The sequence below is a fragment of the Gilliamella mensalis genome (assembly GCF_900103085.1).
Lineage (GTDB): Bacteria > Pseudomonadota > Gammaproteobacteria > Enterobacterales > Orbaceae > Gilliamella > Gilliamella mensalis.
Map to the genome: position 1 here is coordinate 48,405 of NZ_FMWR01000003.1, position 25,031 is coordinate 73,435.

17 protein-coding genes are annotated in these 25,031 nt (G+C 35.1%); 8 read left to right on the forward strand and 9 right to left on the reverse strand.

What is annotated here, in order from left to right:
* Nucleotides 1-6: 6 nt before the first annotated feature.
* Genes mukB through mukF form a run of 3 tightly spaced genes read right to left on the reverse strand, consistent with a single transcriptional unit; the run spans nt 7 to nt 6,519 of the window.
* The gene (mukB, locus tag BQ5209_RS01690; RefSeq protein WP_085246847.1) at nt 7-4,425 is read right to left on the reverse strand and encodes a chromosome partition protein MukB; all 4,419 of its coding nucleotides are present in this window, start codon (nt 4,423-4,425) and stop codon (nt 7-9) included.
* Nucleotides 4,426-4,427: 2 nt separating this feature from the next.
* Nucleotides 4,428-5,153, reverse strand: a complete 726-nt coding sequence (gene mukE, locus BQ5209_RS01695; RefSeq protein WP_085246938.1) for a chromosome partition protein MukE — start codon at nt 5,151-5,153, stop codon at nt 4,428-4,430.
* A gap of 43 nt (nt 5,154-5,196) precedes the next feature.
* Nucleotides 5,197-6,519: a chromosome partition protein MukF gene (mukF, locus tag BQ5209_RS01700; RefSeq protein WP_085246848.1), complete on the reverse strand. Its 1,323-nt coding sequence runs from the start codon at nt 6,517-6,519 to the stop codon at nt 5,197-5,199.
* Between the two features lie 318 nt (nt 6,520-6,837).
* Between mukF and pntA the strand changes: the two genes are divergently transcribed.
* Together pntA and pntB are read left to right on the forward strand one after the other, a co-directional pair.
* Nucleotides 6,838-8,370, forward strand: coding sequence for a Re/Si-specific NAD(P)(+) transhydrogenase subunit alpha (pntA, locus tag BQ5209_RS01705; protein WP_085246849.1), 1,533 nt, complete (start codon nt 6,838-6,840; stop codon nt 8,368-8,370).
* A gap of 17 nt (nt 8,371-8,387) precedes the next feature.
* Nucleotides 8,388-9,782: a Re/Si-specific NAD(P)(+) transhydrogenase subunit beta gene (gene pntB, locus BQ5209_RS01710; protein ID WP_085246850.1), complete on the forward strand. Its 1,395-nt coding sequence runs from the start codon at nt 8,388-8,390 to the stop codon at nt 9,780-9,782.
* A gap of 57 nt (nt 9,783-9,839) precedes the next feature.
* Here pntB and BQ5209_RS01715 read toward each other — a convergent pair whose 3' ends face one another.
* From BQ5209_RS01715 to oxyR, 3 genes are all read right to left on the reverse strand, one after another.
* The gene (locus BQ5209_RS01715; RefSeq protein ID WP_085246851.1) at nt 9,840-10,868 is read right to left on the reverse strand and encodes an alpha/beta hydrolase family protein; all 1,029 of its coding nucleotides are present in this window, start codon (nt 10,866-10,868) and stop codon (nt 9,840-9,842) included.
* 191 nt (nt 10,869-11,059) lie between these two features.
* Nucleotides 11,060-11,704, reverse strand: coding sequence for an HTH-type transcriptional repressor FabR (gene fabR / locus BQ5209_RS01720; RefSeq protein ID WP_085246852.1), 645 nt, complete (start codon nt 11,702-11,704; stop codon nt 11,060-11,062).
* Between the two features lie 39 nt (nt 11,705-11,743).
* The gene (oxyR, locus tag BQ5209_RS01725) at nt 11,744-12,670 is read right to left on the reverse strand and encodes a DNA-binding transcriptional regulator OxyR (RefSeq protein ID WP_085246853.1); all 927 of its coding nucleotides are present in this window, start codon (nt 12,668-12,670) and stop codon (nt 11,744-11,746) included.
* Between the two features lie 433 nt (nt 12,671-13,103).
* Here oxyR and pcnB point away from each other — a divergent pair, with 433 nt between their 5' ends.
* The 6 genes from pcnB to sppA all read left to right on the forward strand — a co-directional run bounded on the left by pcnB (nt 13,104) and on the right by sppA (nt 21,745).
* Nucleotides 13,104-14,438: a polynucleotide adenylyltransferase PcnB gene (pcnB, locus tag BQ5209_RS01730; protein WP_085246939.1), complete on the forward strand. Its 1,335-nt coding sequence runs from the start codon at nt 13,104-13,106 to the stop codon at nt 14,436-14,438.
* Nucleotides 14,439-14,513: 75 nt separating this feature from the next.
* Nucleotides 14,514-16,880: an LPS assembly protein LptD gene (lptD, locus tag BQ5209_RS01735; RefSeq protein WP_085246854.1), complete on the forward strand. Its 2,367-nt coding sequence runs from the start codon at nt 14,514-14,516 to the stop codon at nt 16,878-16,880.
* Between the two features lie 78 nt (nt 16,881-16,958).
* A complete protein-coding gene (gene surA / locus BQ5209_RS01740; protein ID WP_085246855.1) occupies nt 16,959-18,272 on the forward strand; it encodes a peptidylprolyl isomerase SurA in 1,314 nt (437 codons plus the stop codon).
* Entirely contained in the window at nt 18,265-19,062 is a 798-nt protein-coding gene (gene rsmA, locus BQ5209_RS01745; RefSeq protein WP_085246856.1) for a 16S rRNA (adenine(1518)-N(6)/adenine(1519)-N(6))-dimethyltransferase RsmA, read from the forward strand. The genes surA and rsmA overlap by 8 nt, the downstream gene beginning before the upstream one ends.
* 4 nt (nt 19,063-19,066) lie before the next feature.
* A complete protein-coding gene (gene apaH / locus BQ5209_RS01750) occupies nt 19,067-19,885 on the forward strand; it encodes a bis(5'-nucleosyl)-tetraphosphatase (symmetrical) ApaH (protein WP_085246857.1) in 819 nt (272 codons plus the stop codon).
* A gap of 9 nt (nt 19,886-19,894) precedes the next feature.
* A complete protein-coding gene (gene sppA, locus BQ5209_RS01755; RefSeq protein ID WP_208609914.1) occupies nt 19,895-21,745 on the forward strand; it encodes a signal peptide peptidase SppA in 1,851 nt (616 codons plus the stop codon).
* A gap of 62 nt (nt 21,746-21,807) precedes the next feature.
* Here sppA and BQ5209_RS01760 read toward each other — a convergent pair whose 3' ends face one another.
* From BQ5209_RS01760 to moaE, 3 genes are all read right to left on the reverse strand, one after another.
* Nucleotides 21,808-23,652 (reverse strand): sulfatase-like hydrolase/transferase, encoded by a 1,845-nt coding sequence (locus BQ5209_RS01760; RefSeq protein WP_085246858.1) that lies wholly within the window; start codon nt 23,650-23,652, stop codon nt 21,808-21,810.
* A 174-nt stretch (nt 23,653-23,826) separates the two neighbouring features.
* Complete coding sequence (locus BQ5209_RS01765; RefSeq protein WP_085246859.1) at nt 23,827-24,525, reverse strand: Bax inhibitor-1/YccA family protein; 699 nt, start codon at nt 24,523-24,525, stop codon at nt 23,827-23,829.
* Nucleotides 24,526-24,584: 59 nt separating this feature from the next.
* Entirely contained in the window at nt 24,585-25,031 is a 447-nt protein-coding gene (gene moaE, locus BQ5209_RS01770; protein WP_085246860.1) for a molybdopterin synthase catalytic subunit MoaE, read from the reverse strand.

The following is a 25,031-nucleotide window of genomic DNA, read 5'->3' on the forward strand; positions in this document are numbered from 1 at the left end:
CACGAATTAAGCAAAGCCTTTCAAACCAACTACATGCACATGTTCTTGGTTATTAATAACTTTACGTACTAGTTTATAGGTTGTTCCTTTTTCAGGACTGATGTTTTCTGGAGCAGCAATGATTAATTGCATTTCTAGCCGTTCACAAAGTTCAAATAGTGTTGCAATTGATTTGGCGTCTAGTCGAGCTGCTTCATCTAAGAATAGTAGACGACACGGTAAAATATCTTTATTACGAAGTCGCTTGGATTCTTCTTCCCAACTTTGAATCACCATAAGTAAAATTGACATACCTGTACCAATTGCCTCACCCGTCGATAATGCACCGCTTTCAGCACGTAACCATCCATCGGCACCACGATTTACTTCAACATCCATTTCAAGATAATTTCGATAATCTAACAGTTCTTCACCAATATTTTGCGCAGTTCGTTGTCCCATATCAATATGTGGATTTAAACGTTGATAGAGTTTAGCCAAGGCTTCTGAGAAAGTAATACGATTATTACTAAATAGATCTTGATGTTCATTTTGCTCATCGGCAAGTGCGGCTAAAAGAGTTGAATGAGCTTCGCGAACATTGACATTTAAACGCACGCCATTAACTTGACCAAATGCCACTGCTTGTAATCCTTGGTTAAGCATACGAATACGATTTTGTTCGCGCTGTATGGTTTTACGAATAATATTAGATACACTCTTCGAGCTAATTGCCAACTGCTGTTCACGTGAGGTAAGTTCTTCTGTTAAGCGTGACAATTCAATTTCCATCTGTTCAATCGCTTCAATTGGATCATCAGTTTTAACAATATCTTGGCGAATTCGCTCGCGTAAATGTGCGTAAACTGCAATATAAAATTGAATTTTACGTTCAGGCCGTTTTGGATCTTCTGATAATCTTAGCACATCGCGTAGATGTTCATTGTCATTAACTGCCAAACGTAATGAACCTAATGCTTTATCTGACATTGAGCGCAATTCATCAGCACTTAAATAGGCAAGTTCGCGACGATGTAAACGCCGTTCAACACTATTTTCTTTAACAAGCCTTAAGACTAAACACCAACCCGCTTTGGCTTGTACTACCTGTTCGCGGAGTTGTTTATAATCGCGCAGTGTTTGAGTTAAGCGTTTTTGCATCTGAGTCATTTCGCTTTCGCACATAATCAGTTGCTTTTCAAGCGATGTACAATGTTGGCGATTACTATTTAATTTTTGATGAATTTCATCACGACGCACTCGTGCTCGTTCTTCTGTGATCGCATCTGCTTTTACGCCAATTTGTTCAATCTCTTTTTGTAGCTCATGCAACATATCGCGCTTAGTTTCAAATGCACTTTTAAGCGAAGCAAGCGTTTGGTTATATTGATTGTATTTGTCTTGATACTGTTGCATCTGGCTACGAGCATCGGTTCTTTGCGCTTCAACTACTTCTAATCGAGACCGTAATTTTTCATTTAAATCACTATTTTCACTCAACATACCCGCCGAATCTTCATAACTAAAGTGAGCTCGGCGTTGCATCACTTCAGTTAACGCAAAGACTTGTTGGCGAATCGTTTGTTGCTGAGCTTTAACCGTGTTGTAATGTTCACGAAGCGATTCATTTTGTTCAGGATCACTTTGTAATACAGCCACAATCGGTTCAAGTTCTGAAACGGTATTACAATTACGGTTAACATATTGCACAGATTCTTGCGCTTCAGCTAATTGTTCACGTAATTCATCAACCCGATCCGCTAAATCTTCATCTGCAAGCAAGTGCATCTGAGCAACAAGCTTATTAACGGTAGCTAATTGCTCTTTGCAATTAATAACTTGTTGTTGGTTCTGCTGATCAAGGCTTTCTTGAGATGATAATTGACGTTCAATTTCGGTGCGTCTTGTCGCTAATTTTTGTGCTTCCGCTTCAGGATCGATATCAAAAGCAACAGCAAGATATTGACCTATAAATTGTCCCACATTTTGCTCAATGCGTTGTAACTTTTGTAGATCAAATGAAATTGTTGCATAACGTTCATGTAATTCATCACGTTCGGCTGATAGTTTTTCAAGGTGAACTTCACGCGCCGCACGACCAAATAGTGGCACACTTGGAAAACTTGAGAATCGCCATTGACGCTCACCTGTTTTGACCAGTACAGATTTATTCATCTCCTCACAGTCAAAAACGCTATCATCAAATGATGAAGGATCACCTTCGATAAAGTAGATATCTTCTGGATAATCTTCATCACTTGTAGTAAGGCTTTCTAATTGCTGTTTAACTAATGATAAATCGGGTACAACAATGGCTTGCCTTGCTGGACCATAGAGCGCTGAAAAGTAAGGCGCATCATCAATGGTTACATCTTCATAAATTTCAGAGAGTAATACACCGTTGAAGCGTTCAGACAACACAGATAAACGACCATCATCAACACCACTAGGTTGATTAAGTTGCTCAATTTGAACATCTAATTGATTGCGTCTAAAGCTAATTTGATCTCGTTCAGCAACTAATAATCGCTCTTTCTCAAGCAGCTTTTGCATATGTTGGGTAACATCTTGGCTGTTATTAAACCTTTCACTGGTTTGTTCTTGCAAAGCTATTAAAGCATCTTGTGCTTTTAACCATAATGGTGCTTTTTGGCGATAGTCAGCAATTTTCGATTGAATTTGTTCAAGCTCTTGTCTAAATTCGATACGTTTTTCGCTAGACTCGTTAGCCCGTTCAGCATTCTCGTCTAACTGTACCTCTAGTTCTGCTTTTAAATCATCGAGTTCATCGTAGTTAACTGGGCGATTAATACGCTTACAAAATTGAATTAATAACGATTCAGCTTCTTTTTGTTCAAAAAATCGTTGTTCGAGTTCATCAAGTTGTAGCTGTAGATGCTCGGCGTGTTCGGCTTGGTAACATTGTGATGGCCACTGCCTTAATGCTTCTTTAGCAGCTACAAAAGAATCACTACGAGTTACATCACCAACCAATTTAACCACCAATTGATAAGCTCGATCAAATTGATTAATTGCGGCATCAGATACACTTAATTTTTGTTCAAGTTCAAGAACTTGTTCGGTTATCTCTTTTTGCTTTTCATCAAACGCGGCAAAGTGATCTTCGATATTGCTAATACCTAGTTTTGGTAGCTGACATAATGACTGCGCATTTTTTAATGCCTGTAAAGCCTGTTGGTATTGAATTGCTCGTGTTTGTTGAACATCCAGTGCTTGCTGATAATCCGCTAACTGTGTTTTGATTTCATCGACTTCTTGCTCTGTTTCGTTGACCTGATCACGGTAAACTTGGTACTGTTCATTCGCTTCAAGTACCACTTCGTTTTGTTCTTCAAGCTTTAAGCTTAAATCATCTAAATCAGCTTGATAACGGTCAATTTTTTCTTGTTGGCGTAGCGCTGTTTGCGCTAAGTTGAAGTGATCATTAGCGGCCTGTAAGTCGGTTTCTAAATCGCTTTGCGCTTCTTGATATTCTTTAAGTTCTTTCGCCATTTCAACTTGGCGGTATTGATTGCTAATAAGCAGATCTTGCGTTTTAAACATATCGCGACGCAAGCCAAGCACAGATTCTATATGAACTCGGCGCTCGTTAGCATGGCGCATATAATCAGCCGCGACATAATTGGTTGATTCGGTAATTAGATGTTTGAATAAATCACGATCGGATTGTGTAACTCGAATCGCTTCTAATGTCATTCTATTTTCACGAAGTGCCGCTTCCATATCTTGAAAAGCTTTACGCACACCACCATTTTCAGGTAATAAATAATCACGCAGTGAACGTGTAATGGCGCTTGAAATACCACCATAAAGTGAGGCCTCGATCAGACGATAATATTTACTTCTATCTGATGGAGAGCGTAAACGTTTTGGTAAAATACCAAAATCAAACATAACCGAATGATAATCAGTAATAGAATTAAATTGTTTGAAAATAATTCCTTCCATCGATTCGACTTTATCTTTTAGTTCTGGTAACGATAAAATGCGAGCCTGTTTGTCATTGAGTCGTTCTGTTACCAATTCTGTTGGACTTATACCAATAGGTAAACCTTGCAGTAGAAATGGTTTGATATCGACTTTTTTATCCCGACCGGCAACTTGTTGTAAGCGGACACCACAAATAATGCGTTGGTTACGAGAATTAATCACATCCAGCATTGAATAACAAACACCCGGTTTTAACTTACCATGCAAACCTTTATCACGTGAACCCGATGTCGCCCCTGCTTCAGTTGTATTTCTAAAGTGTAATAAGGTTAAGTCGGGAATTAATGCGGTTACAAAAGCCGCCATCGTGGTTGATTTACCAGCCCCATTACCACCCGATAGCGTTGTGACTAATTGGTCTAGCTCAAAAGTTCGCGCAAAAAAACCATTCCAGTTAATTAGCGTTAATGAGTGAAATTTACCGTGTCCAATCATGTTTATTCTGTCTCCTCATTAACGTCTTCTTGTTCTTCGCTGTTATCATTAAAAGTCAGCGATGATTCAATTTTAATTGCTTCACCATCTCTGATTAAGCGCAACTGCGCTTCTTGCGCATCATCGCTACTACGCACATCTGCCCCAAAGCGAAAGATAGCTTCATTGATACGAAAGCGATTGCTATCATTACCAATGATAAAGAAAATCATGCCTAAACGACGCAAGCGATTTAAAGCTGTTTTGACTTTATCAAATAGCTTTTGACGATCTAAGTCAGAACCTGTTGAACGTTGGTTGACTAATTTAAGTAATTTATTTTCATCAGCTAACGAAACCAGCTCATCAAATAGCTCTTGTAAGGTAAAAATGCCCTCATGAGCCAATCGTTCCGGACTTAAATATAAATAACAAAGTACTTTGCCAACAAGCATATCAAGTTCAGATAATACCGACCGTGGAATCAATGTTGTTGAACGAGGACGAAGATAAAAAAATCCTTCAGGGGCACGGATTAGCTCAACATTATAACGTTGATAAAATTGTTCAAGCTCAAGTTGGAAATCCATCAGAAAAGCATGATGATCAAGCTCATCAATACCAATATGGCGACCTGAACGTAGTAAGCTATCGAGTTCAGGAAAGATCGGATTAGCAATTGCTTGAGCCAACTTAGCTGGCATATATTTTTCGATGGTCACTTGAGAACTAGTGGCTATGCGTCCCATAACTTCATCAAGATGATGTGCGGTTTGTTGTGTTTGAAAATCATTAGTATCTATTGATGACATGTGCTTGCACCTTAGCTCCATAATCGTTAATAGGTTTCCATTCAGCAGGGATTCCGGATAGATCATCTTCAGCAATACCAAGACGAATAGCCTGATCAATGAATAACCTTGCAATATCAAAATGCTGCTCACGTGGGAATTGAGCTAAATAGTTATAAATGGTAATCCCCATATCAAGTGGTTTATTTTCTTGTTTAAAAACCAGTAAATTTTTCTCGATATGTGCAATAATATGTTCTTGAATCTCTTCAATCATTTCAAATTCAAGTTCAGATGGTAACTCGCCTGTTACTTCTGCATCATATAAAGCCAATTCTTCATCACGCATATCAAGTAAACGATCGGCATTTGCAAAAGTGAGCGCCCAAGGCAAATCAAAATATCCTTGAATAGATTTACGTAAACGCTGCGAAAAAACGCGGTTTTTATCTAAATCAATTGCAGTACGAATAAATTTATGAACGTGGCGATCATAACCTATCCATAGATCTATCGCCTTTTGCCCCCAACTAATAATCCGGTCAAGTTTACCCTGTAAATCCATAATTAAATTGTTAATCTTATCAAGATTAGGATTATCCAATATTGCATCTTGAATCAGAAGAAGGCTAGCTTGTAGCTTATCCCCTGCTGCGGCTAATGTATCTTGTAATTCTCGCAATGTTGTCGATGTTTCGGTGAGTAAACCTTCACAACTGCTAATTGCCACTTGCCAATCTTGGCTTAATAAAGCTGAAATATTTTGTTTCACATCAGCCTGCTGCTCATCCATGACACGTTGCGTGATATCAATGCTGTCAAAAATCTCAGCAACTGAATATTTTAAAGGTGCAAAAACGTTTCGATGCCAATGCAGCTCATCACCACCTTCAAGCGCAGCATCGGCTGCACGTTTTAGCTCTTGTGCAACAATAGAAAGCTGAAGAGATAAACGTAAGGTAGAAAACTCTCGCTGACGAATATAATAATCAGTAATACCTATTCCCAATGGTGTCAAACGATAGATAGAAAACCCATCGGTCATTTCACTGGTAAATCGAGTAATAAAACGTTGGCGCACGAGATCATTTATCGCATTGTTAGCTCTAACTGTTATCGTCTCTTCACTCTGTTGAAAAATTTGCGATACATGGCGAAAGGCATCAATTAATTCAGCTTCCGTCATTTCACCATCAAACCGTTCACTATTTAATACTGCTATTGCTAATAAAAAAGCGAGCCGTTCAACAGGCAATGAAATCGAAAAATCATTTTTTTTTGCCCAAGCAACCAATTCTGGCACTGATTGGGAAAAATCAATCATAAATAATCCTTAATTCAAGGAGAACGAAATCGAAATATACCGAAGAGGTTTTATCTCTGTGTAGTATAAATAAAAATGCTATCAATTATATAACAATATAGCGTAAATTTGTAATGGAATTCATCGTAAGACTTAAAACTATATTATTTAAATTATCGCTATTTAGATATAGCCTTATAATAATATTAATTAATAAATATCACTAAAATAATTTAAAATCTTATTTCTTGAATAAAAAATAGATTCCCTACTCGCACAGAAACCTATTTATGCTAAAATCAATATACATTCTATAAACTAACATAAGGACGTAACGACATGCATATCGGTATACCTAAAGAACGGTTAGCCAATGAAGCTAGAGTTGCAGCAACTCCCCTGACTGTTGGACAACTGTTAAAACTAGGCTTTACAGTTTCCGTAGAACAAGCCGCTGGACATGCTGCTCATTTTGAAGACCAAGCTTTTATTGATGCTGGAGCCACAATTCAAAACACACAAGACATTTGGCAAAATGATCTTATTTTGAAATTTCATGCACCAACCGACGATGAAATTGCTTTAATGAAAGAGGGATCAACCCTTATCAGTTATATTTATCCAGCTCAGCATAAAGAATTATTAGAAAAATTAGCAGCTAAAAATATTACTGTAATGGCTATGGATTGTGTACCACGTATTTCACGCGCACAATCTTTAGACGCGTTAAGTTCAATGTCTAATATTGCTGGTTACCGTTCAGTTATCGAAGCTGCAAATCAATTTGGTCGATTCTTTACAGGTCAAGTTACTGCTGCAGGTAAAGTCCCGCCAGCTAAAGTATTAGTTATTGGCGCAGGTGTTGCTGGTCTTGCAGCAATTGGTGCAGCAGTGAGTTTAGGTGCAATTGTTCGGGCTTTCGATACCCGTCCTGAAGTTGCCGAACAAATTAACAGCATGGGAGCCGACTTTTTAGAGTTAGATTTTGAAGAAGAAGCTGGTTCTGGCGATGGTTACGCTAAACAGATGTCAGCTGCTTTTATTGAAGCTGAAATGGCCCTGTTTGCTGAGCAAGCAAAAGATGTTGATATTATTATCACAACAGCATTAATTCCAGGCAAGCCTGCACCAAAACTTATTTCTAAAGAGATGGTTGAATCAATGAAACCGGGTAGCGTTATTGTTGATTTGGCTGCATTAACTGGTGGTAACTGTGAATTGACTAAACCAGGTGAAGTTTTCGAAACAGATAACAATGTAAAGATTGTCGGTTATACTGATTTAGCTAATCGTATGCCAGCTCAAGCATCACAACTTTATGGAACAAACATTGTTAACTTATTAAAACTACTTGCAAAAGAAAAAGACGGTAATATTGATATCAACTTTGAAGATGTCGTCATTCGTGGTGTAACGGTGGTTAAAGATAAAGAAATAACTTGGCCTGCACCGCCAATTCAAGTATCTGCTCAACCTCAGAAAAAAACAGTTGAACCAATTGCAAAAGCAGAACCCAAACCAATGGATCCCCGTAAAAAATATGGTATTTTAGCATTGGTTCTCATTGCTTTCTTCTGGCTTGCTAACTCTGTTCCTGAAAGCTTTTTAGGTCATTTTACCGTATTTGCATTATCTTGTGTTGTTGGCTATTACGTAGTATGGAATGTTACACACTCTTTACATACGCCACTGATGTCCGTAACTAATGCGATTTCAGGGATTATATTAGTCGGTGCAATATTACAAGTCGGTGATGATAATGGCTTAACTACGGCAATTGCCTTTGTTGCTATTTTGATTGCTAGTATCAATATTTTTGGTGGATTCTTTGTTACTCAAAGAATGCTGAAAATGTTCCAACGTGGTAAGTAAAAAGGAGAACATAAATTATGTTAAGTAATGGAATTATTCAAGCTGCTTATGTCATTGCTGCGTTACTTTTTATCTTCAGCTTACGCGGTCTGTCTAATCAAGAAACTGCTAAATCAGGTAATATTTACGGTATGATTGGTATGGCAATTGCACTTATCGCAGCAGTTGCTAGTATTAAAGGTGGATTACACTGGATCGTTATAGCAATGATTATTGGTGCAACTATTGGCTTATATCTTGCTAAAAAAGTTGAAATGACGCAAATGCCAGAACTTGTTGCGCTACTTCATAGCTTTGTGGGAATGGCAGCGGTGCTAGTTGGCTTAAATAGCTTTTTAGATCCTCACATTCAAAATTTTCACGGCGGTGAACTAACTGTACATCTAGTAGAGATTTTTGTTGGCGTCTTTATTGGTGCAGTAACCTTCTCTGGATCTGTAGTCGCGTTTGGTAAGTTAAATGGACGCATTAGCTCAAAACCATTATCCATTCCAAATAAACATTATTGGAATCTAGCTGCAATTGTTGTCTCGATCATTTTAATGTTTACTTTTGTTGAAGTAAAAAATGGTGCCGGTGCAACAATTAGCTTGTTGATCATGGCTATTATTGCTTTTGTATTTGGCTTCCATCTTGTTGCTTCAATTGGTGGTGCTGACATGCCAGTGGTTATTTCAATGCTAAACTCTTATTCTGGTTGGGCAGCTGCTGCTGCAGGCTTTATGCTAGGGAATGATCTTCTTATTGTCACTGGTGCACTAGTAGGTTCGTCTGGCGCAATTCTTTCATATATTATGTGTAAAGCAATGAACCGTTCATTTATCAGCGTTATTGCTGGCGGGTTTGGTAGTGATGGCAGCTCAACCAGTTCATCTGATGAAGAACAAGGTGAGTACCGTGAAATGCAACCTGCTGAAGTTGCACAAACATTAAAAGAAGCTCGTTCAGTTATTATTGTTCCTGGATATGGTATGGCTGTTGCACAAGCCCAAGGTGCAGTAAGTAATATTACAGAAAAACTACGTGCAATGGATATTGAAGTGAGATTTGGTATTCACCCTGTTGCAGGACGTTTACCTGGGCATATGAACGTATTATTAGCTGAAGCGAAAGTGCCATATGATATCGTTCTTGAAATGGACGAAATCAATGATGACTTCCCAGAGACTGATGTTGTTTGGGTTATTGGTGCAAACGATACTGTTAACCCAGCGGCAGAAGAAGATCCAAATAGTCCAATTGCTGGCATGCCTGTTCTTGAAGTTTGGAAAGCAAAAACGGTTGTTATTTCTAAACGCTCAATGAATACTGGTTATGCAGGTGTACAAAACCCACTATTCTTTAAAGAAAATAGCTATATGTTATTTGGTGATGCTAAAGATAGTGTTGAAAAAGTATTACAAAACCTTTAATGATTAATTCATTAATATACTGCGGCTTCCGCCGCAGTATATTTCTAAAATAGGCACTTAATTTAAATTCGCTTTAGCTAAAAAATCGATTATTTGATCCGTTATTTCACGGTGTATCTCTGTCCTTGTGCGATTCCCACCATCTTTACAAATAATTGCTTCTCCTTTAGCATCTTGCTCTAAAATATCTATAGCGCCTGATTTACAAATTTGCATGAAACTAAAATGCATTGCATCAGGGATAACAATATAAGTTGATAATGATTTTGAAAGAAACTGTTGTAAATAACCAGATTCTAGCTCTACATTCGTATCACCAACATCAATACCAGCACCAATGATTAAAGAAGGAACAGTAATATTTTTCAAACTATCTGCAGTAAATCCTCTAACTAATCCAGCATCTAAAGAAATAAATGACTTTATTCTCGGATCTGACATGTTTTTATTTAATTGTGGGTTATCTAGTCCAAGTTCATTTACTAACTGGCAAGCTTTTAAATGTGAATGTATAGTGCAATCTTGTTTAAAAAGGTTCGTATCAAACCTTGCTCCGGCAAGTGCAGCTACTGTCCAACCGCCAAGAGAATGCCCAATAGATGAAATTTTATTCATATCAATATAGTTTGCCAAAATCTCATCTATTTGTAACGCATCAATAGTTTTACTTAGATCTTGAGGACGTAACCACAATTTAGTAGATTGAGTAATATCTTTATTAAAATAAGTAGTTCCAGGATGATTCGGTGCAGCAACAATATATCCTTTATCTGCCAGTTCATAAGCAAGCCAATTTAAATTTTGCCAACTTCCTCCATAACCATGCGAAATAACAATTAAAGGATGTTGACGATAATTTGAAATAGGTACAGCATCAGGAATAACTTTAGAACCATAAAAAATGGCATTATCGCCAATAGTTACTGCTCTTTGTTGAGCATTGGTCGGATACCATATTGCAATATTTAAAGGTCTACTGTCTTCTTTGTTATAATAGATTTCCTTAAATCCCACATTTGAATAAGCATAGTTGAAAAAGGGAAAGGACAAAATAAGCGAATAAAGAAAAAAGTATAGTTTAGTCATGAAATTAATTTCTATTTAACAATGTTTCTCTTTTTTTAATGCTATAGTATGAATGACAAAAACACAATAAATAGTAAAAATCAGTAATTAGTAGATATTCTTATTGAAAATAATTAATTGCTAAACAGCATAAAATTTTAATATTACGACCAAATTAGAATTTTGAAATTGGATTTGAGGTAGTATAACGATTAATGACTATCTTTTTTAATTTGTTCTTTATGATAAAGATAATAGGCACCACGTGAAACCATTCTTAATTGAAAAATAAGATCCTCAATTAATTTTTGACGTTGAATTATGTCAAAATCAATTGCTTCGGCACCGGCATTAAAAGCAATAGTAACCATTGCTTCTGCTTGAGCTTCGTTGTAATGATGAGGCATTTTATTAGCGTTATCAAGATAATCAACAAGTTCAAAAATAAAGTGTTGAATTTCACGAGCGATAGCAGAACGAAAAGCAGATGACGTTCCTGCTTTTTCGCGAAGAAGTAATAAAAAGACTTTGGGATTTTTATCAATAAATTCAATAAATGTGGTGACTGATGTCCGTAATACGCTACCGCCTTTTTCAATACGTTTACGTGCTTGGCGCAATAATTGGCGAAGAGTTAAACCGCTTTCGTCAACCATGGCTAAACCCAACTCATCCATATCTCGAAAATGGCGATAAAACGAAGTAGCCGCGATACCTGCTTCACGAGCTACTTCTCGTAGACTTAAACTAGCGAAACCTTGCTCAGCATTAAGTTGATTAAATGCTGCGTCGATTAAATTACGGCGAGTTCTCTCTTTCTGTTGAGCTCTAATGCCACCTGTCTTGATATTTTTCATTTGATAGCTTAATTCTAATATTTTATCCCTAACCTACCATTAATTAGCTACTTTTAATAATCGTTCTTTTTCTTCAAGTACTTTTGGCATATGTTCGCGGATAGTTTTCGCTATAGTTTCATAACGTGAACGCAATGGCGAGCCAGGGCGGTAAATTAAAGTAATACTTCGTGATGGTACTGGATCTGTACATGGAATATAGCAAATATTATCACGAATTCGTTCGTTTGGCGCAGCTAGCTCTGGAAATAAAGTGATACCACGACCGGCAGAAATCATACTCCGAAGCGTTTCTAAACTAGTTGCTTTGAACTGTTTATCTTCATCGATACCAACTTGAAAACAATACCCCATTGCATGATCACGTAAACAGTGACCGTCTTCTAACATTAAGAATTTTTGCCCTTTTAAACCGGATAATTTAATACTCTTTTTACTAGTTAGCTCGTTATTAGCAGGAACAGCCAAAAACATAGGCTCCTCAAATAAAGGCAATTCAATAAATTGAGCAGTCTCTTTAACTTGCGCAACAATAGCACAATCAAGTTTTCCACTTTCAAGCTGAGCAACAATATTAGCAGTTTGCGCTTCGTGCAAATAAAGTTCTAATTGAGGAAAAGACTCATGTAACACCGTAATAACATGAGGTAAAAGATAAGGAGCAATGGTGGGAATCAATCCTATATGCATTGGTCCTGACATCTCTTCACCTTGACGGCTTGCCATCTCTTTTAAAATTTGAATATTACGCAAAATCTCTTTGGCTTGCTCAACCAACATCATACCCGTTTGTGTAAATAATACTTTGCGGCTAGTACGTTCTAATAACATTACGCCTAATTCATCTTCTAATTTTCTAATTTGACCACTAAGAGTTGGTTGACTCACATTGCAAGCATCTGCTGCTTTACGAAAATGGCGAAATTCAGCTAACGAAACAAAATATTCCAAATCACGAATATTCATAATGTCCCCAATAAGTTATTAGTTAATAGTATATACTCAGACAACTTCTATATGTAACGTTATAACAAATAACATTAAAAAGCGCTTCATAATTTCTTAAACTACAATGCCTTATAAATTATATTCAGTGAAACAAATAAGTAAAGAGAAGTCCTAAGTATGTTTTATTATATTTTAATCAACTAGTTACAATCTAGCTAGAGCAAAATAGAATTTATTGTTTTTAATTAGATATTACTAATATTACTATATTGACTACTATTGTTGATAATTATATTAAAAAAATCAAATATAATATTAGGTCATCGTAGAAAAAGATGATCTCATCGATAAAAATATCCAATTTTAAGAAACATGGAAACTTATTATCAATTACGATATAATCGCACACTATGATTGTTATTAAGCCAAAAAACACTTTTTGAGGTGCGCTATTTTTAAACAAGTTTCACGTTTTTACCAAAAGTTTTTTCGTCGTGAAGGTCAACAAAAAATTGGTTATTTGTCCATTCCATGCAATGAACATAATATATCCCGTAAAGAAATTAGTGAAAACGCATTAAAAGTCCTTCATCGATTAAATAAACAAGGCTACGAAGCTTATTTAGTTGGTGGATGTATTAGAGATCTCATCTTAGGCAAAACGCCAAAGGACTTTGATATCACAACTAATGCAACACCAGAACAAGTTCAGAAAATTTTCCGTAACTGTCGCCTAGTTGGAAGACGATTTCGTCTTGCTCATATCATGTTTGGTAAAGAAATTATAGAAGTAGCGACTTTCCGTGGAGATCATGACTCACAAGACAAACAAAACAATATTTCTAAACGTTCACAATCAGGGATGTTGTTACGTGATAATGTTTACGGAACCATTGAACAAGATGCAATGCGTCGCGATTTCACCATGAATGCGCTTTATTATAATGTAAATAATTTTACCTTACGCGATTACTGCGGAGGATTGAAAGATTTACAAAAAGGTATTATTCGATTAATTGGCGATCCGCAAACACGTTATCGAGAAGATCCAGTTAGAATGCTAAGGACTGTCCGTTTTGCTGCAAAACTGAATATGAAAATTGAGCCAACTACTGCTGAGCCAATTAAAGATCTTGCGCCATTATTGAAAAATATACCTTCTGCTCGACTTTTTGATGAGTCTCTTAAATTATTACAAACTGGAAATGGTTATAAAACTTACAAGTTACTAAGAGAATATTGTCTTTTCGAACAACTATTTCCTATTATTGAGCATTTGTTTGTCAATAATCAAAACGGTTATTTAGAAAAAATCATTGAGCAAGTTTTAAAAAATACTGATTATCGTATTGCAAACAACAAGCGAGTCAATCCTGCATTTCTATTTGCTGCATTTTTCTGGTACCCAATTATTGAACAAACACAAGCAACATGTATCGAAAGTGGCTTACCATTTCATGATTCGTTTTCGATGGCAATTAACGAAGTGCTCAGTGAACAATGTAAAAGCATTGCCATACCTAGACGTTTAACCAGTGTAATGGCAGATATTTGGCGTTTGCAATTACGTCTAAAAAAACGAGATGGCAAACGAGCATTTGTTATTTTAGAACACCCGAAGTTTAGAGCTGCTTATGACCTTTTAGAAATGCGGGCTTCAATCGAAAAAGGAGAACTTTTAGAATTAGCTAAATGGTGGGATGAGTTTCAATATACTTCTGTTGAAAAAAGAGTCGTGATGGTAAAACAGCTTAATAAAATGAATAAACGCAAAGTGAAACGCTAATTTTTAATTCGCACTTTTATAAATAACCGCTATAATGCTGTAATTAAAATAATCATAATAACTTTTTAATCATTGATGAAAAAATTATCGCTTTCTCTCATTGCAATCGCCGTTACTTTTTCTTTGTATAATAGCTCTAGTTATGCTATAGCTTTACCTAAAGCGGAAGTTAGCAATAATCCTCAATGTCTTATAGACGTTCCCAGATTTGATCGCCCGTTAGTCAATGGAAATATAAATAACTTACCTGTCAATGCTGAAGCTAACCAATTCGAAGCAATCTATCCAAGTATTACTATCTATAAAGGTGAAGTATCAATAGAACAAGGTAACCGCACTGTTCAAGCCGATAAAGTAACAATTGATACTCATAATGATAATAATCGAACAGTAACATTAGAAGGCGACATTACTTATCAAGATAATTTAATAAAAATGAAAGGCGATAACGCATCAATGAATCTAAATAACAATGATGCAAATATGAGTCCAAGTCAGTATCAATTTGTCAATAGACTTGGTCGTGGTAACGCTGATCAGATGAGGCTTGAAAAAAATCGATATGTTATTTTAACAAATGGTAGTTTTACATCTTGCCCTATTAATGACAGTACATGGAATATTAAGGGAACAACGGTTATTCATGACAACCAGGAGCAATTATTAGAAGTTTGGAATGCTGTATTTAGTATTGGAAAAGTGCCAGTTTTGTACTCGCCTTATTTACAATTACCAACCAGTGATAAACGCCGTTCAGGATTATTAATGCCTAATTTAGGTTATGACAGTATTGATGGCATAGATTTTTCGATACCAATTTATTGGAATATTGCTCCAAATTATGATGCAACCTTTACACCAAGAATTTTGCAAAACCGTGGAATGCAATTACAAACAGAATTTCGTTATCTAAATGAAATAGGCTTGGGTACACTTGCATTTGACTGGTTACAACATGATAGAGAATATGATGAAGATAGAAAAAATCATTTTAATGGCAACAATTATGATGACAATTCCCATCGTTGGCTATTCCATTGGAAAAATGATGAATTAATTAACTATAATTGGCGTTTTTATACTGATACAACCCGAGTCAGCGACAATCAATATCTCACCAATCTAAACTCGAAATATGCTTCCCAAACCGCTGGGTATTTAACACAGTTTTATAAAATCGCTTATAATGACGAAAACTGGGATATTACATTAGGCTATAGACACTTTCAGCCATTTCACTCAGAATTAAAAGATTCGCTTTACCAAACTGAACCTCAGTTGGACATGAATTATTATAATAATGATTTCGGACCGTTCAAATTTAGAACATTTTCTCAAGTATCTCGCTTTTTAACATCAGGACAAAATAAACCTAAGGCATGGCGAGTTCATTTTGAACCAACGCTTAATTATACCTTAACCAATTCTTGGTCATCATTAGCCACTGAAACGGGATTTATGGCAACCCATTATAATCAAAATAATATTAAAAAGGATATTGAACAATATAAATATTTAGACAAAAATGTAAATCGTTTCATGCCTAAACTTAGTATTGATGGTAAAGTTATCTTTGAACGTGATATGCCTTTTATTAAGGACTATACACAAACTTTAGAACCACGAATAAAATACATTTATATTCCATACCGAAATCAATCCAATATTGGAGCCTATGATTCCACTATATTACAATCAGATTATATAGGTCTATTTAGAGATCAGCCTTATAGTGGTCTAGATAGAATTGCTTCAACCAACAAAATATCAACGGGAGTAACAACTCGATTTTATGATAATAATAAGGTTGAAAAATTTAATCTATCAATTGGACAAATCACTTATTTTTCAAAATCAAAAACAAGTCAACATAATAATGATTTAGACGAAAAATCTGATACTGGCAGTATTACTTGGGCATCAGATAATTTCTGGCGTATAAGTGAAGATATGCTATTTAGAAGTGGAGTTCAATACGATACTCGAATTGATACGATTTCATTAGCCAATGCTATATTTGAGTATCGATCATCGAGTGATAAATTAATGCAATTATCTTATCGCTATGCAAATCGTAACTATATTGACACTGTTGATAAAAATCCTTTTTATAGAGGCTATAGGCAAGATATATCTCAAGTAGGAATGATGACTGCTTGGCCACTATCGCAGACAGTCAGTACAGTAGGATCATATTATTATGATGTTAAATTAGGACAAACAACTGATGGTTTTGTTGGATTGCATTATAGTGATTGTTGCTGGGGAACAACGGTACAATATGGAAGGAAACTAACAGATTGGGATAATATTTCTCGCAAAAGTAAGTATGAAAATAAACTATCTATTAACTTCGAATTACAAGGATTAGGTAACAATCAAAATGCCACAGCTAAGATGCTAAACTTTGGAAAACTACCATATACTACAACATTTGAATAAGATATTTCTGTAAGATAGATTACCGATAAATTTATTGCATTCTGTCAATGCTTTAACAACAAAATGAGTTAAGTAAATATGAAATTATTAAAACTATTTATCGTTTTAAACCTAAGCGTAACTTTAGGCATGATAACTTCATTCTCTACAAATGCCACACCTAAAGTTGTAGAACAAGTTGCTGCAATTGTTAATAACAATGTCATTTTAGAAAGTGATGTTAATGATATGTTAAAAACGATTAAAGCAAGTACCGATTCCAAAAATTTACCTGCAGATAAAGTACTTAGACAACAAGTTATTGATCGCTTAATTATTGAAAATTTAATTTTACAAAAAGCAGCTAAGGCTAAAATTACCGTTAGTGATGATGAAGTTACCAGTGCCATTGATAGAATTGCTGCTGAAAATGGCATGACCATCGACCAGCTTCGAAGCAGGCTTTCGATCATGGGAATGAGTTATGAAGCCTATCGTGAAAGAATTCACAATGACATGATGATTGATAAAACTAGAATGCATGAAGTCAGATCTAGAGTCAGAGTTTCAGAAAAAGAAGTTGAAAACCTAGCCCAAAATATTGCTCGCCAGCCAACCAATAATATTGATGTAAAAATTAGGCATATTTTAATATCCGTTCCTGAAAAAGCATCTAAACAACAAATTGATAATGCAACAAATAAAGCGCAAGATATTATAAATCGAGCTCAAAGAGGTGAAAATTTTGCTAAATTAGCAACGTCATATTCAAACGACGATCTTGCTTTAAAAGGTGGCAATATGGGGTGGCATAAACTTAATGAATTACCCACTATCTTTGAAGAACGTTTAGTTCGTGCACCAAAAGGTAGTATTATTGGACCTATCCGTTCAGGTGTTGGTTTACATATTTTAAAAGTTGATGATACTCGTTCAGAAGCACCAAAAACTATCAAAATTAAAGAAGTTAATGCGCGCCATATCCTGATTAAAACAAACGTATTAATTACTGACCAAATTGCTAAACAAAAACTCATCGATATTCGTAAATCAATTACCAGTGGTGCAACAACCTTTGAAGCGGCGGCTAAAGCTAATTCTGAAGATACAGGTTCAGCAAGCAAAGGGGGCAACTTAGGTTGGAACCGTCCGGAAGTTTATGATAATGGTTTTCAAACTGCATTAACTCAGCTAAAAAAAGGTGAAGTGAGTTATCCTATCAAATCATCTTATGGATGGCATCTCATTCAACTAATCGATACAAGACAAACGGATGGAACTAATGCGGTGAATAAGGAACAAGCTTATAGACTTATTTTTAATCGTAAATTTTCTGAAGAAGCCCAGGTATGGATTCAAGAAATAAAAGGTGATGCTTATATTAAAATTACAGGTGAAAATAATCATGAATAGTCGTATTCACCAAGGGCATTTTGCCCGTAAGAGATTCGGACAAAATTTTTTACATGATGATTATATTATCGAAAGTATTGTTGCAGCTATTCAGCCAAAAACAGATCAAGCTCTAGTGGAAATTGGACCAGGACTTGCGGCATTAACAGTACCTGTAAGTAAACATGTCGATCATTTAACCGTTATAGAGATCGACAGAGATTTAGCCAGTAGATTGATCGAAAATCCATTTTTACATAATAAGCTAACCGTTATTGAACAAGATGCACTGACTTTTGACTTTAATCTGTTAGCCGAGCAATTAGATAAACCATTAAGAGTCTTTGGTAACTTACCATATAATATCTCTACCCCTTTGATGTTCCATTTATTTGAACATGCAAATATCATCACCGATATGCATTTTATGCTACAAAAAGAGGTAGTCACTCGCTTAGTTGCAGCCCCTAACAGTAAAGATTATGGTAGATTGAGCGTCATGGCTCAATATTATTGTCAAATCATTCCGGTTCTTGAAGTGCCGCCAACATCATTTAAACCTGCACCAAAAGTTGATTCGGCAGTAGTTAGATTAGTACCTTATAAAGAAAAACCTTATCTTGTTAATGACATAAAAACACTTTCTCGTGTAACTACAGAAGCATTTAACCAACGACGTAAAACAATCCGTAACAGCTTAAGTAATATGTTTACTGCTAAACAATTAGTTGAATTGAATATTGACCCAAATTTACGTGCTGAAAACTTAACAGTACAACAATACTGTCAACTAGCAAACGCATGGAATTAACAGCATGGCAAACTTACTTATTGGCGATATTCATGGTTGCTATGATGAGTTTATGAGAGTTCTTGAAAAAGCAAAATTCTCATCATCAGACACCTTATGGTTAACAGGGGATCTCGTTGCTAGAGGTCCAAAATCATTAGAAGTTCTGAGATTTGTTAAATATAATGCTAACCAAATTCGATTGGTCTTAGGTAATCACGACTTACATTTATTATCTATTCATGCCAACATTACACCACTTAAAAAAAAAGATAATCTTGAAAATGTTATTCATGCAACTGATGTTGATGAATTGATGGATTGGCTCCGTAAACAACCTTTGGTTCAAATTGATGAATCATTAAAGCTAATTATGACCCATGCTGGTATTTCACCGCAATGGGATCTTGAGACATTAAAAAAAAGCGCTCATGATCTTAACGTAATGTTATCGAGTAATTCCTATCTTCTATTTCTTGATAAAATGTATGGTAATTTTCCTGACGAATGGTTGCCAGAACTACAAGGCTTAGATAGGCTACGTTATATTGCTAATGCATTAACTCGTATGCGTTTTTGCTATGAGGATGGTCGGCTAGATTTTTATTATAAAAAATCACCAGAGCAAGCACCTTCAAAACTTAAACCTTGGTTTTTATTACCGAGTAAAATTCCAAGTGAATATAGCATCGCTTTTGGACATTGGGCGGCATTAAATGGCAAATATACGCCAGATAACGTTTATGCCCTTGATACAGGATGTTGTTGGGGGGGGAAATTAACATGCTTACGATTTGAAGACAAAAAATACTTTAAAAAGAAAAATATTGAAGCAAAAAATTAGATAACCATTATGAAAGGATCAATTATTATGTCTGCTTTATCTGCCATTAAATCAATATGGAAAGTGATTAACTTTATCAGAGAAATATTCCTTAACCTAATTTTTCTAATCATTGTTATTTTAATTTTTAGCTGCATTGCTTTGGTCAAAGAAGCACAAAAACAAGAAATTGTGCCACAATATGGTTCATTGGTTCTGGATATTGAAGGCGTGATTGTTGATAACACACTTTATAGTGATGAAATCTATGCTTTACAGAACAAAATTTATGGCAAGAAAGTAAATATCTCCCGTGAAAATAGTTTATTTGAATTAACTCAAAAAATAGCTCAAGCAACGATAGACCCCAACATCACAAGTATTATCCTTAAATTAGATCATTTCGTTGGTGCAGATATGAGCTCGCTACAATATATTGGCAAATATCTAACCAAATTTAGTGAGGCTAATAAACCAATTTATGCTTATGGTTCAAATTTCAATCAAAGCCAATATTATTTAGCGAGCTATGCCGATAAAATATATTTAACACCACTTGGATCTGTTAATGTATATGGATTAGCGGCTAACAACCTATATTATAAAACCTTACTTGATAACTTAAAAATTAACACTCACGTTTTTAGAGTAGGAACTTACAAATCTGCCATCGAACCATTCATCCGTGATGATATGTCTGAAGAAGCTAAAAGCAATACGACACGTTGGTTAACACTTATGTGGAATAACTATCTTGATGACATTTCAACACAACGAAAAAAAGCCAGTATACAATTAGTTCCGCCACCCCATACCATGTTGGCAGATTTAAAGACTGTTAATGGCAATATGGCTCAATATGCTATATCTAATGGATTAGTCGATGTCATTGCATCTAATTACCAATTTGAATCAGAACTTACTCATCAGCATCAAATCAGCATTTATGATTATCAACTTAAGTCAAAAGATAAAAATTTAGATAGTGCGAACAAAGACAACAAACCTGTAATTGCAGTTGTATTTGTCAACGGCACTATTACCGATGGTGAAAATAGTAGTAATGTAGCCGGTAGTCAAGACATTGTTGAACAGTTAAGAAAGATTCGTAAAAACTTAAATAAACATAACATACAAGCAATAGTTTTACGAGTAAATAGCCCAGGAGGGAGTGTAGATGCTTCAGAAGCAATTCGTAGTGAACTAGAAGCCCTACGTGGCTATCAGATTCCTATTGTTATCTCTATGGGAGGAATGGCGGCATCAGGCGGATACTGGATATCAACAGCATCAGATTACATAGTTGCAAGCCCAAATACCATTACTGGCTCAATTGGTATCTTTGGTATTATTCCAACATTTGAAGGCTCTTTATCTCATATTGGTGTTTATAGTGATGGCGTAACCACATCACCATTAGCAGATAATACTTCGACTAAAAATCTGCCTTTCGAAATGAATGAATTAATTCAAATGAACATTGACAATGGCTATCAAACATTTATTTCGTTAGTAGCAAAAGCACGAAATATGACAACCGAGCAAGTTGATAACATTGGACAAGGTCAAGTTTGGTTAGGTACAGAAGCAAGTAAAATTGGGCTTGTTGATAAATTAGGCGATTTTGATGATGCTATTGAAACTGCTGCAACATTAGCTCATTTAACTGATTATAAAATTGATTGGCAAAAACCAAAAGGAAATTGGTTTAATGCATTTTATTCGGATATGATAGCTATGTTACCTAAATCAACTGCAGAGATATTTTTTGAACAACTTCCGGAAGCAAAACAGCTTCAACAACATGTTTCTTTATGGAATAAATTTCAAGACCCGCAAAATCGCTATATTTATTGTCTAAATTGTGCCGATATACGTTAATATATAGATCATTATCCGCCATGCTCGGTAGATAATGATCCCTCTTTTCTTTCCTGCTTTAACTAATCGTTTTTATCTTTTAAGTTATTTTTTCCTGGTTGAGAAAAATAACGCATATGATTCATCGCTTCTTGAATATATTGATAATTTGGGGTTTCATCTGTTTCACGATTATATAAATCCATATAATGACTAATACCTAATCGATTCACAAAATAAATATTATTAGAAGTTCTAACTGCATAAGAGCTATAATTTGACATCAAAAGCCAGTTACGATTAGTGATAGGATTAAATAAATCATAGCCTGTCGAATAATCGCTTATATCATTTTTCACATATAAATAATGTTTCATTAAGGTAGGAATAACATCTTCATGGCTGGTCATTTTTGATCTATTATTTTTAAGATGTTCTAATTCACTTGCATCAATAATAATAAAAGGCACTTTTGTTTGTGCATCAGTATAATTACCATTATGCCCCCAAAAACCGAGTTTATTATCATTCATCTCTTGAGCATGATCACCTGTGATAATTAATATTGTATTATCTAATGAACCTGATTTAATTAGTTCATCATAGACATTTTGTAATAAATAATCATCATAATAAACGCTTTGTTTATAACGATTAAAAATAGGCAGAGGGTCAGTGTCATTACTCAATGTCATATAATTAAGATCACCAATAGGTTTAAATTTCACTGGCAAAGTGGCAGGAAAGTCATATGCATGGGGAGCATCATAAAATAAAAAAGAAAATGTCGGTCTAGATGTATCACGTACTTTATACCATGCAAGCCAATCTTCTGTGATTTGCTTATCACGACTAGATGCAGAACCATCTTTACTACTGATTCTTAAATTTTTGATAGTGACAAATGCTGTTCGATCAAATTCTGGAGCGGTAACTTTAGCTGAAGTAAAGATACCTATATTATAGTTTTCTTTCTGTAACGTTGTGATAAATAGTGAAGGAACACTATTTCGTAAAAAGGAATCCCAATACGTACCAGGAATACCATAAAACAATCCAAAAATACCAGTACGCGTGGCATTACCTGTTGAGTGATGGTTATCAAAAATCACACCATTATATTGCTTAACAAAATGAAATGTATTAGGAGAAATGTCTTCACTAAACGTATCATATCGCCAAGAATCTAATACAATAAACATAATATTTTTAAGTTTATTATTTTCTGGGTTAATCACCAATGGATTTTTGGGATAATAAACGCTAGCATTGCTATTATCCTTACTATACACAACTTTTCGTTGCCCTTTTTCATCAAAAAAACTCATGATTTTTTTCGACGTAAATGGCCGATAAAGTGGAATATATTCCTTCACTACCATAATAGGCGAATAAGCATAATAAAAGGCAATCATGTGCACAACATGACCAATTAAAAATGAGCTAAAAAGAAAAATTGTTGATACCAATACAATTCTCGATTTCTTGTGTGGTACAATCAATTTATTGTTGACTATGTAAAGAATAAAAAATTCAGCGCAAAACGAAACAGCAATAAGCACAAACATTAAAAAGTAAGTCAATACAGAGAAATCAACAACTTGTCCAGAAAAAACCATTGATAAAACAGACTGATTTATATGAAATCGATATTGCTGAAAAACAAGAGTATCAACATATAACCCTATTTGAAAAAAACTGAATAATATAGCAAGAATAATATTACGAATAAGTGGTTTAAACCAGAGCAAAGGAGCGCAAACAATTAAAAGCAATAGGTAGGCGGAAAAAAAATGCCCCAATACCGCAAATATTGAAAATACCACCCCAACCGAATTAAACGATGCTCCAGGAACAAGAAAGAATCGAATTGCTATTATTGATGAAATAAGGATATTAATTAGGACAAATAGGTATAATTTTTTCATAGTATTTGTTATTAAGTACATTTACTCTACATTATACGAATGTTACAGTATTTTATAGTTAAACGTAGTGCTTTCCTGAAATTTTTTAAAAAAGTAGCACAACAAAATAAAGCATTAATTAAATCTTAACAAAAAGGGCTCAATTTAGAGCCCTTTTACTTCAATTAAATAAAATTATCGACGATCTGCAAAGATTCTTAATAACATAATAAATAAGTTAATGAAATCAAGATAAAGGGTTAATGCGCCTAAAATAACAAATCGTCTAAACATATTAGGATCATCTTGTGATAATTGATTGCCTAATTCTTTAAGTTTTTGTGTATCATAAGCAGTTAATCCTGCAAAAACAAACACACCAATATAAGTAATAGCCCACATTAATGGCTCACTATGCATAAAAATATTGACAATTGAAGCAATGACGATACCAATTAACCCCATAAACAAGAAACGTCCAAAACCAGATAGATCTCGTTTAGTGGTATAACCATAAAAAGCCAAAGCAGCAAACATGCCAGCTGTAATAAAAAATACGCTTGCTATTGAAGATGAAGTGTAAACAATAAAATAAATCGAGAACGTACAACCATTTAAAACTGAATAAAGCATAAATAATGTGGTTGCAACAGAGCCAGATAGGCGATTAATCAAGCCAGAGATTACAAAAACTAAACCAAGCTCAGCAATAAGCAACACCCACATACCTTGATATAATACATTCAAAAGTTCAAGATTATTAGATGCATACCAAGCCACCAAAGCAGTTAATAATAATCCAACTGTCATCCAGCCATAAACATGGCTCATATATGTTTGAGTACGACTACCTGTTTGTTCAATAATTGAACCGCTAGGCGAATAATTGTTCATTGATTACCTCTCAATAAAAAGAATGATATAACTTTGTACTATTATAACCTAAATAATCGCTAATACCATTTTTTCAATGCTTCTATATCTGTTTTTTTTGCGTCAACCCAACTTTCTCCACGAGGCGTTCGTTCTTTCTTCCAAAAAGGCGCTTCGCTTTTTAAAATATCCATAATAAACTCTGTGGCTGCAAACGCATCTGAGCGATGTGCGCTACTCGCGCCCACAAAAACAATCTGTTCATTTGCATTAATTTCGCCCACCCGATGGATTATCGCAATTCGGCTTAATTGCCACCGCTCTCTAGCTTGAGCGATAATATTCGCCAACACTTTTTCAGTCATTCCGGCATAATATTCTAAAAAGAGGCTTATCGTTTGTGTTTCATTACGACGAACTTTGCCCATAAAAGAGACCACAGCACCATCTTGTGGTAATTGTGAAAGCCAATCGTTTAGCTTATTAACATTAATAGGTTCTTCACTGACTTTGATAAGATCCATCAT

Bases quoted from the DNA above. Each gene is read 5' to 3' on its own strand.
- apaH (WP_085246857.1), top strand. From the start codon at position 19,067: ATGGCAAACTTACTTATTGGCGATATTCATGGTTGCTATGATGAGTTT.
- mukE (WP_085246938.1), bottom strand. From the start codon at position 5,153: ATGGGACGCATAGCCACTAGTTCTCAAGTGACCATCGAAAAATATATG.
- moaE (WP_085246860.1), bottom strand. From the start codon at position 25,031: ATGATGGATCTTATCAAAGTCAGTGAAGAACCTATTAATGTTAATAAG.
- sppA (WP_208609914.1), top strand. From the start codon at position 19,895: ATGAAAGGATCAATTATTATGTCTGCTTTATCTGCCATTAAATCAATA.
- BQ5209_RS01765 (WP_085246859.1), bottom strand. From the start codon at position 24,525: ATGAACAATTATTCGCCTAGCGGTTCAATTATTGAACAAACAGGTAGT.
- pntB (WP_085246850.1), top strand. From the start codon at position 8,388: ATGTTAAGTAATGGAATTATTCAAGCTGCTTATGTCATTGCTGCGTTA.
- BQ5209_RS01715 (WP_085246851.1), bottom strand. From the start codon at position 10,868: ATGACTAAACTATACTTTTTTCTTTATTCGCTTATTTTGTCCTTTCCC.
- pntA (WP_085246849.1), top strand. From the start codon at position 6,838: ATGCATATCGGTATACCTAAAGAACGGTTAGCCAATGAAGCTAGAGTT.
- oxyR (WP_085246853.1), bottom strand. From the start codon at position 12,670: ATGAATATTCGTGATTTGGAATATTTTGTTTCGTTAGCTGAATTTCGC.
- mukF (WP_085246848.1), bottom strand. From the start codon at position 6,519: ATGATTGATTTTTCCCAATCAGTGCCAGAATTGGTTGCTTGGGCAAAA.
- rsmA (WP_085246856.1), top strand. From the start codon at position 18,265: ATGAATAGTCGTATTCACCAAGGGCATTTTGCCCGTAAGAGATTCGGA.
- surA (WP_085246855.1), top strand. From the start codon at position 16,959: ATGAAATTATTAAAACTATTTATCGTTTTAAACCTAAGCGTAACTTTA.
- lptD (WP_085246854.1), top strand. From the start codon at position 14,514: ATGAAAAAATTATCGCTTTCTCTCATTGCAATCGCCGTTACTTTTTCT.
- BQ5209_RS01760 (WP_085246858.1), bottom strand. From the start codon at position 23,652: ATGAAAAAATTATACCTATTTGTCCTAATTAATATCCTTATTTCATCA.
- mukB (WP_085246847.1), bottom strand. From the start codon at position 4,425: ATGATTGGACACGGTAAATTTCACTCATTAACGCTAATTAACTGGAAT.
- fabR (WP_085246852.1), bottom strand. From the start codon at position 11,704: ATGAAAAATATCAAGACAGGTGGCATTAGAGCTCAACAGAAAGAGAGA.